This is a genomic window from Microcoleus sp. LEGE 07076 (assembly GCF_015207455.1).
Classification (GTDB): domain Bacteria; phylum Cyanobacteriota; class Cyanobacteriia; order Cyanobacteriales; family Microcoleaceae; genus Microcoleus.
The window spans coordinates 1-13,192 of the sequence record NZ_JADEWV010000166.1; the positions used below are offsets into that span (position 1 = coordinate 1).

Annotated in this window: 9 protein-coding genes; 3 read left to right on the forward strand and 6 right to left on the reverse strand. The window is 47.0% G+C overall.

Annotated features, from left to right (window positions below; translation table 11 throughout):
• Positions 1–285 precede the first annotated feature (285 nt).
• From IQ270_RS22345 to IQ270_RS22375, 6 genes are all read right to left on the reverse strand, one after another.
• Positions 286–1,116 (reverse strand): Uma2 family endonuclease, encoded by an 831-nt coding sequence (locus IQ270_RS22345; protein WP_193975399.1) that lies wholly within the window; start codon positions 1,114–1,116, stop codon positions 286–288.
• A gap of 126 nt (positions 1,117–1,242) precedes the next feature.
• The gene (locus IQ270_RS22350) at positions 1,243–1,857 is read right to left on the reverse strand and encodes a hypothetical protein (protein ID WP_193975400.1); all 615 of its coding nucleotides are present in this window, start codon (positions 1,855–1,857) and stop codon (positions 1,243–1,245) included.
• 131 nt (positions 1,858–1,988) lie between these two features.
• Positions 1,989–3,116 carry a type II secretion system F family protein gene (locus tag IQ270_RS22355; protein WP_193975401.1) on the reverse strand — a complete coding sequence of 376 codons (1,128 nt, stop codon included), beginning with the start codon at positions 3,114–3,116 and terminating at the stop codon, positions 1,989–1,991.
• Between the two features lie 204 nt (positions 3,117–3,320).
• On the reverse strand, positions 3,321–4,415 hold the full coding sequence (locus IQ270_RS22360) for a type IV pilus twitching motility protein PilT (RefSeq protein ID WP_193975402.1): 1,095 nt from the start codon (positions 4,413–4,415) through the stop codon (positions 3,321–3,323).
• A gap of 279 nt (positions 4,416–4,694) precedes the next feature.
• Complete coding sequence (locus IQ270_RS22365) at positions 4,695–6,704, reverse strand: GspE/PulE family protein (RefSeq protein ID WP_193975403.1); 2,010 nt, start codon at positions 6,702–6,704, stop codon at positions 4,695–4,697.
• A 1,725-nt stretch (positions 6,705–8,429) separates the two neighbouring features.
• Entirely contained in the window at positions 8,430–8,717 is a 288-nt protein-coding gene (locus tag IQ270_RS22375) for a hypothetical protein (RefSeq protein ID WP_193975405.1), read from the reverse strand.
• A 196-nt stretch (positions 8,718–8,913) separates the two neighbouring features.
• On the opposite strand from IQ270_RS22375, the gene grpE reads away from it, so the two are divergent.
• From grpE to IQ270_RS22390, 3 genes are all read left to right on the forward strand, one after another.
• Entirely contained in the window at positions 8,914–9,702 is a 789-nt protein-coding gene (grpE, locus tag IQ270_RS22380) for a nucleotide exchange factor GrpE (RefSeq protein ID WP_193975406.1), read from the forward strand.
• Positions 9,703–10,216: 514 nt separating this feature from the next.
• Entirely contained in the window at positions 10,217–12,361 is a 2,145-nt protein-coding gene (gene dnaK, locus IQ270_RS22385; RefSeq protein ID WP_193975407.1) for a molecular chaperone DnaK, read from the forward strand.
• A gap of 132 nt (positions 12,362–12,493) precedes the next feature.
• A partial coding sequence (locus tag IQ270_RS22390; RefSeq protein WP_193975408.1) for a DnaJ domain-containing protein occupies positions 12,494–13,192 on the forward strand: 699 nt, incomplete at its 3' end.

Consider the following 13,192-nt stretch of genomic DNA (forward strand, 5'->3'; position numbering starts at 1 on the left):
CCTTTCTGCTAGCTGCATTTGAGACTTGCGTTTTTTGGGCTATGCGTATTCCTTGTTCAACACTCACAACTATAGAATACCATTATTGTTTATAATTGCTTATAAACTCAATGAAGTTTTACAATACCAATTACAAAAAGTATTCCTACAATTATCAATCTTATATAAATTATCGTTCATTCGCTCCCGAGCATGGCAGGAAACGGCAATGCCGTTTCCCTACAGAAAATCGTCTCTAATTTATATGTAGCACTAATATTTTTAGAAGTGCTATTATCTTCCGACTCAACCAATATCATCTGCATCAGGATCGATACCCATTGCCAGCAGTCGCTCTGCAAGTCGCGCCGCTTTTTGTTCCGCCCGTTGGGCCCGTTGACGCTCTTGTTGGGCCCGTTGATGCTCCTGTTCAGTTCTCAATTTTTCAAGTTCAGCTCTTTCGTCACCAATTAATAACAAATTCCCCTGACTATCCCACCACCGCAACCAAAGTTGCGTTTGATTTTGATAACTTCCCTGCCACAGTCCCAACTCAATTTCTAACGGTTCAATCGGATAGTGACCCCGTTGATTAGGGGGAAGTTTTTGATAAGAAAAATCTCTCAAATGATAGACTTCTAATCTATCGTTGCTCATCTCATAAATGCCGTAGTAAGGAATCCGAATAATTTGCTCGTAAACCCAAAACTTCCCCGGTTTTTGCACCTCTCCCTCATCAGTCATCAACAGAGGAGTGGCATCCCGTTCTTCGTTGCCATTTCCGCTGGCAAATTCCAAAGCAATTAAAGGTGCCAGATGTTCTCGCCACAGCACGTAAGAACGACGATATTTTCCCTGTTCCGGGCGTGCTGAAACATTTGGTGCGTAGAACCAGTCAGGAGCTTCGGCCCCTCGTTCCGGTGGTTCAGTTTCTCGCCAATAGATACCAGAATCTTGTCCGATGCAGTAGCGTCCGTCGGGATGTCGCTGTTGCAAAACAGGTCCGATCGAATCGGTGAGAATTATGCTTTGAGGATGCTCCTGAAAATTTTTCACGAAAGTACCGTCAGACTCAGGAAGTTGTGTATGATCGGGAAATGCGGGGGGCAGACCTATGTCAATTAATGTTTCCGACATAATTTTAGGGCGATCGGAGCTATCGTTTACACTTTTATCTTAGTTTAGGACGATGGGAATCAAGTCAGATACAAAATTTTTCTCGGTTTTTTTGTATAGCCTTAGATCATCATCTAAATTATTTGCCTACAACTCAAAACTCTCTTCACCCATACTTCCCAATTCCCCACTACCCAGAAACTCTTCATCCTCTGCTTCATCAACCGCCAAATCAAAACTTTCAACCACAAACGGCAAACCCGCAGCCATCAAACCACGCTGAATGCGATCGGGCGTTTCCTCAAACAACACAAATAGCGGATGAACCGCCTCAGCTTCATCACTAAAAATATGTTTGTAGCGGTGCGGCATCACCCATTCGTAACCATTATCCAGCCAAACCTGAGACTGCCGCCAGCGGCCCAACAAAGCAGAAAAATCCTCGCCCGGGCGATGAATGAAAATCAAAATTTCTACTCCAATTTTAACTTTCCATTCGGGATCGCACATCAAAATCGCCAAGTCGCACGGCAAACAAACTGCCTGTCCGGGCGATATGCTAGTCCCGCCACCATTAGCATAGGAAACGCCGTCCCGCAAGCGGGCGATCGGCAAAGGAATGCTAATTAAACTTTCGTTAGCGCGGCGGATACTCGGAATCATTTCCATGTAAATCCGATATTTTTTCAGCAGGGCGATCGCGGCAGAAGATTCGCTGTACTCTGCTAGTAAGACCTCGTAATGTGATTGTTTAACAGACATTTTAAATTAAGTAATAGGTAATTAGTCAACAGTTAACAGTCAACATACAACCGCCAACAGTTAACAGTTAACAGTCAACAGTCAACATACAACCGCCAACTGCCAACTGCCAACTGACTGCTGACTATTTTTTACAGCTTCTGAAACACTGCGAACATCGGCAAATACATCGACAGCAAAATCGAACCTACGATCGCACCGACGACAACAATCATCAGAGGTTCTAGCATACTGGTAAGTCCTTTTACTGCTTCTTCAACTTCCGTTTCGTAAAAAGCACCAACTTTCATCAGCATCTTGTCAAGTTCCCCAGTCTCCTCACCAATTGCCATCATTTGAATCGCCAAAGACGGAAAAACAGCTTGTTCTTGCAAAGCAATACTGATCATGCCACCGCTTTGAATTTCCTGTCTCGCATATTCGATCGCATTCGATATCGCCTGATTCCCCGCCACATCTCGCACAATTTCCAACGAATTGAGAATCGGCACGCCCGATCGCGTCAGCGAGCCAAAGATGACGCAAAACCTCGCCACCGCAGATTTTTCAATCAAATCTCCAAAAATTGGCAACTTCATCGCAATCCGATCGATCTGTAGGCGACCTATTGGAGTTTTGTAATACATATCGAAGGCAATTTTGAGCGCTATAATCACCCCAATAACTGTCACCTGTTGGATCGGAGGCCAAGCCGTACAAAATGCACTAATTCCCAACATAAACACCGTAAAAGCAGGCAAGTCCGCACCAATATCCTTAAAGATTTTAGCGAAAGTTGGCAGCAAGAATATAGTCATTGCGAAAAAAATCACGATCGCAATAAAAAACACAGTCTTCGGATAAGACATCGCCGAATTAATTTCCGCCTCCGTCTTGTGATTTTTTTCCATCATCAGCGCCAGACGGTCAAGGGTTTCATCTAGCACCCCCCCGACTTCTCCCGCCGCCACCATACTGATAAACAGTTGGTCAAAAACATCAGGAAACTTAGCCATCGCCTCTGCCAAGTTTATCCCCTCCTGCACGTCAGCATTCATGCTCCTGAGCGCTCGCTTCAACTTAGCATTAGAACACTGCTCGTGCAGCACGGAAAGGCATCTCACAATCGCCACCCCGGCATTAAACATAGCCGCAAACTGACGAGCAAAAATAGCCATATCCTTAACAGTAAGACTGGTAAGGTTATACTCGATTTGCTCCTGAATCGCACTGAAATCAAAACTACCTTTCGGTTTTTGACGGACAACGTTGGTAGCCACAGCTCACCTCTGAAAATTTATGAAAAATTAGTAATCAGTAGTTATTGGTTAGTCGTTATTGGTTATTTGTTACTTGTTGGTTCGTAGTTGTTAGTTAGGTCTTAGTCGTTTGTTGATTGTTACTAATAACCAATAACTAATAACCAATAACCAATAACTAGTAACCAGTAACCAATCACCAATAACTAATAACCAATAACTGAATTAATGCGCCCCAACCTTAGCGCCAGCAGGTGCCGGGCCGATCAAGCGTTCGAGTTCGTCAGCCTTAGAAGCCTTGCTCATTGCCGCTTCCCAAGTGACTTTCCCAGTCTTGTAAAGTTCAGCCAGGGCCATTTCCATAGTCCTCATGCCCAATTTTGCTCCCATTTGGATTTGGGAGTAAATCATTGGAGTTTTGCCCTCCCGGATCAAGTTAGCCATAGCTGGAGTATTCACCATGATTTCCATAGCGCAGCAGCGGCCGCCACCAACTTTTACAACCAAATTTTGGCTGCAAATTCCCACCAAAGAGTTAGACACTTGGGCGCGAACCTGCGGTTGTTGAATGGGGGGGAACACGTCCAAAATCCGATCGATCGTCGCACCCGCAGAATTAGTGTGCAGCGTTCCCATCACCATGTGACCCGTTTCCGCCGCCGAAATTGCCAGACCGATCGTTTCCAAATCCCGCATTTCCCCCACCAGAATCACGTCAGGATCTTCCCGCAGAGCAGCTCTCAGCGCATTAGCAAAGCTCTTAGTATCTTCGCCCTTTTGACGCTGGTGAAACAAACTCTTAATATTTGGAAACACATATTCGATCGGGTCTTCAACTGTTAGAATATGTTCTGCCCGCGTCCGGTTGACCAGATCCAACAAAGCCGCCATCGTAGTAGTTTTCCCGGAACCCGTTTGTCCCGTCACCAACAGCATACCCCTGGGTCTTTCCGTCAGATCCCGCAAAATCTGCGGCACGCCTAAAGCATCTGCGTTCGGAATCTTAGAAGCCAGAGCCCGCATACAAGCAGCCCAAGCACCCCGCTCCCGGTACACATTCACCCGGAACCGAGCCAATCCTCTCACACCGTAAGCGCAGTCAAGTTCCCACTCCATTTCCAACTGCTTGCGCTGCATATTGTTGAGCATTTGGAAAATCAGGATCTGCACTTCCTCAGCAGACAGAATGTCGCCGTATTGCACTTGAGGAGTTAGTTTACCGCTGACTCGGAAGAATATCGGCGCGCCCGCTTGGATGTGTATGTCCGAACCCCCTTGCTCTACCAGGGACTCCAATACGTCTTCAATCATCAGACCCATAGATACCTCTCTTCGATCTAGTTGATAGTTATTGACCAATTTAACTCAGTTAACAGTCAACTGTTGTCAGTTGGCTGTTGGTTGTTGGTTGTTGGCAGTTGTCAGTGGGCTGTTGGCAGTTGTCAGTGGGCTGTTGGCTGTTGGCATTTGGCTATTATTTGTTATTTGTTATTTCTTGGTTCTAATTCCGAATTACCATTCCTGCTGACTAACAACAACTGCCAACCAACAACTGCCAACCAACAACTGCCAACTGCCAACTGCCAACTGCCAACTGAATCAATCCAAAAAGCGCGGTGTCAAGCAGTACGGACAATCCAGCATCTCCGGCTTCAATTCTGCCCGACAAGTTTTGCAGGTAAGTCCCTGCTTGCGTTTGGCTTTCATTTCCGCCTCCAAACCCGAGTCTGTAAACGTCACCCGCTCAACTTCTTCAAAAGTAGTCGCGCCTTCCCGCACCAACTGCAAGCTGTAAGCCAACAACGTTTTCATCCCTTCTTCTACCGCTGCTTCCTTAATTTGCTCTGTGGGAGCTCCTTGAGTGATCAGAGTTTGCAGCCGCTCAGTATTTTTCAGGTACTCGTAAACCCCTACCCGTCCTTTGTAGCCTATGCCACCGCACTTGCGACAAAGTTGCTCGCGTTCTGCCAGTTCCTTCCTTTCCTCCACCGGTACGGTGTTGGCTTTGTAAACAGTTAGATCAATTTCTTGAGAAGCTGACAAACCGTACTTGCCGAGTTCTTCAGCAGTCGGTTGGTAAGGAATGCAGCATTTGTCGCAAACGCGCCGCATCAGACGCTGAGCCAACACGCCCAACAGAGCGGCCGAAACCATGAACGGTTCTACACCCATTTCGGCCAAACGCGCGACTGCCCCGGCCGCGTCGTTCGTGTGCAGCGTCGTCAGTACCAAGTGTCCTGTCAAAGCAGCTTCCAGAGCAGTTTTTGCCGTTTCCTTGTCCCGCGTTTCCCCCACCAGCATCACGTCAGGGTCTTGCCGCAAAAACGCCCGCAGAATGTTGGAAAAAGTCAAGTCTTTTTCCCGAATTACTTGACATTGGGTAATTCCTGGCAAAGCATATTCGATCGGGTCTTCCGCCGTACTGATATTAACCCCCGGATCGTTCCGTTCCGCCAGAATCGAGTACAGAGTAGTTGACTTACCCGAACCCGTCGGCCCGGTCACCAAAATTAGTCCGAACGGACGGCTAGCAGACTCTCGGACTAAAGCCAAAGTTTCCTCATCGGAGATTAACAAACCCAAACCCAACTGAGTGCTGGAACTGTCCAAAATCCGCAACACAATTTTTTCGCCATACCGCGAAGGCAAGCTGTTCACCCGGAAATCCACCGTGCGTCCCTCGAACACCCGGCGGATGCGGCCGTCTTGAGCTTGTCGGCGTTCGGCAATGTCCAGGTTGGCAATAATCTTGAAACGAGCCGTAATCGCTTGCACTACCTGCTTGGGAAACCGGAAATACTCTTGCAGCACCCCGTCTTTCCGCATCCGAATCCGCATGAACTCTTCTTGAGGTTCTACGTGGATGTCAGACACCTTTTCCGACAAAGCTTTAGCCAAAATGATGTTGACAGCCTTAATTACCGGAGCCGCCTCAGCATCGTCTATGGTGTTAGCTAGGTCTTCTTGATCCGCACTCTCCTCTTCTAGCGAGAGTTCGCCAAAATCTCCTTCCCCTAACTCCAGCTTTCTCTGCTTTTCGGCTTCTGCTATTTTGGCTGCTATCTTAACTTGGTCGTCTTGATAGGTCGAAGTTATATCCTGATAGTCGTCTGGCGTAATCACCCGGCGCTGAAAACTCAAGCCGTGAGGCTGCAAAATCCGCCGCAAATCTTCTTGAGCGTTGAGGTTGTCGGGCTCGACCATTGCCACCAAAACTGCTGGAGGCTCAGTTTCAGTCTTCGCTACGGGTAAAAACCGACCTTGGTGACAAATGTCGATCGAAATCTTCAATCCCTCAAGCATAACTCCGAGTTGCTCGTTAGACAGGGCGCTCATCTCCGGGTCAAACGCTTCCACGCCGTAGACAATTTTCCGTTCAAACATCTGCTGCTTCTTGTAAAGCCGCAGCAATTCTGGTGGCAACGGCTGCCCGGTAAGTGCTTCTAATACCTCCGTCAACCGCTTGCCCGACTTCCGGCTTTCAATTTGAGCTTGCTTGAGTTGGTCGCCATTGACGTAACCCGACTGAATCATCTTGTTGAGAGCCGGAGTAAAGGTGCTCACAGCAACTATCGATGTGGGGCGAAGCCCCTGGGATGCGTTAGTCATAGAAAAACACTCAATAGGTGGGAAACTCAGTCACAAAGAGTGCTGAGAGGAAAACCAACGCGGGCTTTTAACCCTCGTATTCTTTGCTTGTGGATGAGCTATCATGTTCTGGCTCGATCCCTATATTCAAGTGTAAGCTCGTAGTCCGCTCTAACTTTCGCCTACAAATTGACGAGACCTTGGAGCGAGTTGCCGATGCTTGCAATCAGATATTGTTTGTTGAATGCTAAGTTGCTTGCTTGCCGGATTAACCCGCGAGATACTCTTGTTATAGCCTCATGGCACATCACTTGGGGATGCCCCCTAGGGTGTGCGGCCTTTCCACGATATTTTTATATTCGCAAATTGTTCGATCGAATTACAGTCCCCTGGCAGGTGCGCTGCATCTGTACTGAGTTAAAGAGTGGCTGTGCACTCTTTGATGATGATAGCTTTGACAAAAGTCTCGATCTTTTGAGATATATTTTGATTAATTATCTGCGATCGCCCGGCCGGAGTCCAGCGCGCCGATTTTGAGCAGCTCTAGTTTTTGTTCTGCAAATATATTACCCAGAAATCGCTCCAGGAGCATCAGTGAGGAGCTTGACGGTTCTATAGTTTGACACTCCCCAGTCTCAAGACGCCGGCATTCTTAAAAACAAACTTTGGAGGATCAATCCACCCAAAGTTTAATGCTTAAAGAGTTTGTCAGCAACCCCCTACCCGCTCGATCGGCAGATTGAGTCTGTGGCTAGTTTTGACTTTCTAACGATATTTGCCGCACCGTTAATCTGTGCATTAATTAACAACGCGCTTCCTGCAACGGTACAAACCTCGTTTTATTCGCTTACCCGAAGGCTGCCAACAGTCGTTTTTTTACCGACTTTCTTTGGCAGAAAACTTCAACCTAAAAAACTAGATTTTTATCTACATAATTCGCCTGGTTTCAAAGCTCAAAACTCTTTTAAATTTAAACATGAATACTGACTCTTTTAGACATTAAATATGGCTATTTAAATAAAGGTTTTTTCGACCATGTTACTATCTTAACTTTTTGCTTACGAACTTTATTTTATCCAAAAAACATGATAGCAAATTGGCGACTTTTGCCATAATCTACAAGGGCTCTAAATGCCTTATTTCCAGCGGTCATTATCCTGAAGTTATGATTTCTAGACAACTGTGGCAGCCGTTTTGAAGATAAATTTTTAGGTATCCCATGTTGACCTTAATCTGATTTAGCCTTAGATTTTTAGGGGTTCAACCATTGGTTGCAAAATTTAAAATTGTGACCGTCTAATAATAAAAATTATAGCATTGCTACAAACGCAGTTTAACCAGTTTTTGAGACCGCGGTCTATTCCCAAAAACCCTGTGAGTTCGAGACTGCAAATAAAAGTTTTTTACGCCAGAGATTCGGGGATGTACAAGCAGTCAAACCTTCTTGCCGTTTCTGGGGATTAGTCTGAGTTTTTTGAGCTGGCTATCTTTCTGTTTTTCTGGTAATTTTCCCCAGAGAGCATCTATCCAAAATGTTCTTTGTCTTTCTTACCTAAACGCAATCTAACTTGATTCCCAAACACCTTGAAAGCTTGTCCGGGATATCATAATTTATACATTCCTCCTTTACTTCTATAGCGGTTCGATCGCGTTGTGAGCTATGCCCAGTTTAGCCTGTTTGCCCAGGGGTACCTCATCTTTCGCTTGAAAGGCTATATATTTTGGCAAGATTGGTTTTTCGTTTAGTTATCCATGTTTTGCTAGTTTCTCTAAAGTTCGGAAACAACGAAAAGATTCAGCAACAGATTTTAGGGATTGTTGAGCAACTTGAGAGTAAAGCAGCCCGTAATTTTCGTGAGTTTTTGTTGTTTTGTACAGTTGGGGATATTTAACCACACTTCGGTTATTAAAGTACCGCGGCAGATTTTTGTCAATCCAGACATTAAACAGGTTGTTTGCCCATCTGAGAATTTGATCGACAATGGTTTTGTCGCTTCCTGTTAGATGGCATACATCTTTTTGTACAGCGTACATTTTGTTCCATCTCCCTTGACTAATTTTACTCGGATTTGGTAAATATCTAATCTGGGATACTTTAGTCTCCTTTGCGCTTTCATCCCTGGACTTTAGTCGCAGGGTTTTCCGGAGATATTTTATAAATTATAGTTCTATAGATTTACCGGGTTAAGTGTATCTGCTAGAATATATAGGGTTCTGTCGCGCAGCTTTTATGATTGAAGAGGAAAAACAGCAAGATCGAGATCCTAACTCAACTGGGGAAACCCCAGAGGATTTGCCAATGGCAAGCGAAACTCCGCCAGCACCAGCAAACTCAAATGGATCTGCCGATTGGGAGCTAGAACTTGCTCAAGCTTATCAAAGTGCTCAGGGAGGCTCCCCAGCAAACGCATCTGGAACTACTGTCACAGGTGGTTCCACTAACAGCCCGACAGTAGACGGGGCGGAGTCTTTGAAAAGGGAAGCCGCTAAAGCCAGAGATGAAAAAGAGGCTTTGAAAACTCAGTTGCAAGCGGCATCTGCTCAAGTAGAAGAGCTAAAAAATCAAAATCTCCGCCTAGCAGCAGATTTTGAAAACTTCCGCAGGCGCACTCAAAAGGAAAAAGAAGAGTTAGATTTACAGGCAAGATGTGACACGATTAAGTCGATCTTACCGGCGATCGACAATTTCGAGCGCGCTCGATCGCACATCAAGCCCCAAAACGACGGGGAAATGAACATTCACAAAAGCTACCAAAGCGTTTACAAGCACATGGTAGATAGCCTCAAGCAAATCGGGGTTTCTCCGATGCGCCCCGAAGGCGAACAGTTTGACCCCAACTTCCACGAAGCTCTACTGAGCGAGCCCACTGACGAACACGAGGAAGGAACAATCATCCAAGAACTAGAACGCGGCTACATTCTGGGCGATCGCGTCTTGCGGCACGCCAAAGTCAAGGTTGCAGCGCCTGGGATATCTGTGGTAGCCTCAGATGAAAATCCCGATAGTTCGGAAAGTTAATCGGGATACAAGCTACTGCATTCCTCGAACTTACTGACCCCCGAATAGAATTCGGGGGCCCGAAGGTGGCAAACTCACCAACTTCTTAATTCAGGACTAAAAGCAGATTGGCGCTTTCTCAACAAATTCTGAAAAATGTTTTAACCCGCCCAAAAACGGGTACAAGCCCCCGACTCATACCATTTTAGATTTGCGATTTTCGAGGGAAATGACTGACTGCATAAAGGTTTGGAATACGGGCCGATAGTTGCATTCTTTCTTTGAACTGGTATTAAGTCGTGTCGGTACTAAAATTTAAGAGTTTTGTTTGCTCTCCAAAATTAATCGGTGGAGTAAATCTAAAATTCTTCAATTATTCAATCGACAGACCCGTCTTTAATATTGCATTAAGACATCAAGTCTATTTCCTACAAATCCGATCGGGTAATGCTTGTTAAAACAAGCTGAGTCGTTGTTCATCCCCCAACTTGTAGTTGGAGGTTTCCAAACATCCCACAAAGTTTTATGAGGCGCTATGGGAAAAATTATTGGAATTGACTTAGGCACGACTAACAGTTGCGTAGCTGTGTTAGAAGGCGGTAAACCGGTCGTGATCGCCAATTCCGAAGGCGGCCGCACAACTCCGAGTATCGTAGGATTTGGCAAAGGGGGCGATCGCTTAGTCGGTCAACTAGCCAAGCGGCAAGCTGTAACTAATGCTGTAAATACTGTGTACAGCATCAAACGATTTATCGGACGCAGGTGGGACGACACGGAAGAAGAAAGAGCCCGCACTCCCTATACCTGCATCAAAGGCAAAGACGACACCGTTAACGTCCAAATTCGGAACAAGGTTCACACTCCCCAAGAAATCTCGGCAATGGTACTCCAAAAGCTGAAGCAAGATGCTGAAGCTTATTTGGGACAAGCTGTTACCAAAGCGGTGATTACAGTGCCAGCTTACTTCACAGACGCCCAGCGGCAAGCTACTAAAGACGCCGGTACGATCGCGGGTTTAGAAGTCCTGCGGATCGTCAACGAACCGACGGCCGCCGCCCTTTCCTACGGACTCGACAAGCAAAATATCGAACAGAAAATCTTGGTTTTTGACCTCGGCGGCGGTACTTTCGACGTTTCGATCCTGCAACTGGGAGACGGAATTTTTGAAGTCAACGCCACCGCAGGTAACAACCATCTCGGCGGAGATGACTTTGACGACTGCATAGTCCAGTGGCTGGTAGAAGCTTTCCGCACTCAAGAAGGCAGCGACCTCTCAAAAGACAAAATGGCATTGCAGCGCCTCCGAGAAGCAGCGGAAAAGGCGAAAATCGAACTTTCTCTCTCGCAATCCACCTCCATAAATTTGCCGTTCATCTCCTCGGATGAAAAAGGGCCCAAGCATTTGGAAATGGATCTCTCTAGATCTCAGTTTGAAAAACTGGTGGGTCATTTGGTGCAAGCGACGATCGATCCGGTGACTCAAGCCCTCAAAGACGCAAGTCTTACTCCCAAAGACATAGACAGGATTATTTTAGTCGGAGGCTCAACCAGAATTCCGGCAGTTCAAGAGGCAATTAGCAAATATTTTGGCGGGGTGTCTCCAGATAGATCCGTGAATCCCGACGAAGCTGTAGCCGTAGGCGCGGCAATTCAAGCCGGGGTGTTGGGCGGCGAAGTCAAAGATTTGCTGTTGCTAGACGTGACTCCCCTGTCTCTGGGACTCGAAACCTTGGGCGGGGTGTTTACCAAAGTAATTGAGCGCAATACAACTATCCCCACCAGTCGATCGCAAATGTACAGCACCGCGGCCGACGGGCAAACCTCCGTGGAAATTCACGTACTCCAAGGCGAGCGCGCACTGGTTAAAGACAATAAAAGTCTCGGTAAATTCCTGCTCAAAGGCATTCCAGCAGCCCCCCGCGGCGTACCTCAAATCGAAGTTACCTTTGAAATCGATGCCAACGGCATTCTCAAAGTGGCAGCCGAAGATAAGGGAACCGGAAAAGAACAAAGCATCCAAATCTCCAATACAGGTGGATTGAGCGAAACCGAAGTCGAGCGGATGCGGCAAGAAGCCGAACTTTACGCCGATGAGGATATCAAGCGCGCTCAACTTGTAGAACTCAAAAATCAAGCCGACACCCTGGTCTATAATTGTGGTGTCACTTTGAAAACAAACGCGAAATTGCTGGGCGACGACCTCAAAACCGCAGCCGAAACAGCAGCAGCAGCCTTGCAGGCATCGATGGCTAACCCCGACATCACAGGCGAGGAACTAACCGAGCAAATCGAAGCTTTCAAGCAACTGCTATACTCCCTCGGAACCGCAGTCTACGACCAAGCCCGCAGCGGGGCAGACCCGTCAGGAAATCTGGTTGAAAGCGAGATGATGTCAGAAGTAGAATCAGAAGTAGAAGAAGTTGCAGCTAGCTCCGACAGCATTTTGCTAACAGAAGAGCTGCTGGTGGCGCCCCCAGCTCCGCCCCCAGCTCCACCGCAACCTCAACCCAAACAAGAACCCAAACAGGAACCCAAACAGGAACGACAGTCAAAACGACAGCCGGAACCCAAACAGGAACCCAAACAGGAACGACAGTCAAAACGACAGCCGGAACGACAGCCGGAACAAAAACAGAAGGTTCCAGAACCTGAAGTTGATGATATGAATCCTTTCCTTTAGATATGAAAAGCTAAAAATTAAAAGTTAAAAATTATCATTGTTCATTGTTGATTTTTAATTTTTAAGGTCAGGAAAGGTCAAGAGTTTCTTTTTCGTACACTTTTTGTTATTTACCTTCAGGCAAGCAGCTTTATGGCCGGTGATTACTATGAAATATTAGGCGTTTCTCGCAGTGCAGACAAAGAGGAAATTAAGCGTGCTTACCGCCGCCTAGCTCGCAAGTACCATCCAGATGTCAACAAAGAATCCGGTGCTGAGGAGCGGTTTAAAGAAATTAACCGCGCTTACGAGGTACTCTCAGAACCGGAAACCCGCGCCCGTTTCGATCGTTTCGGTGAAGCAGGCGTCAGCGGTGCAGGCGCGCCGGGGTTCCAAGACTTCGGCGACAGCTTTGCTGACATCTTTGAAAGCTTCTTCCAAGGGTTTTCCACGGGTGCGGGTGGCCAACAGCAAGGTCGCAGGCGCAGTGGCCCGGTTCGCGGAGACGATTTGCGGCTAGATTTGCGGCTAGATTTCCGGGAAGCAGTGTTTGGTGGGGAAAAAGAACTCCGCATCAAACACCTAGAAACCTGCGAAACTTGTACCGGGACTGGCGCCAAACCGGGAACGAGACCTCAAACCTGTTCGACTTGTACCGGCAGCGGTCAAGTCCGACGCGCTACCCGCACGCCTTTCGGCAGCTTTACTCAAGTTTCAGTTTGCCCCACCTGCAACGGCACCGGGCAAGTGATTGAGGATAAGTGCGAAACTTGCGGCGGCCGGGGCCAGAAAGAAGTGATGAAAAAGCTGAAAATTACTATTCCGGCTGGGGTTGACAACGGTACTCGCTTG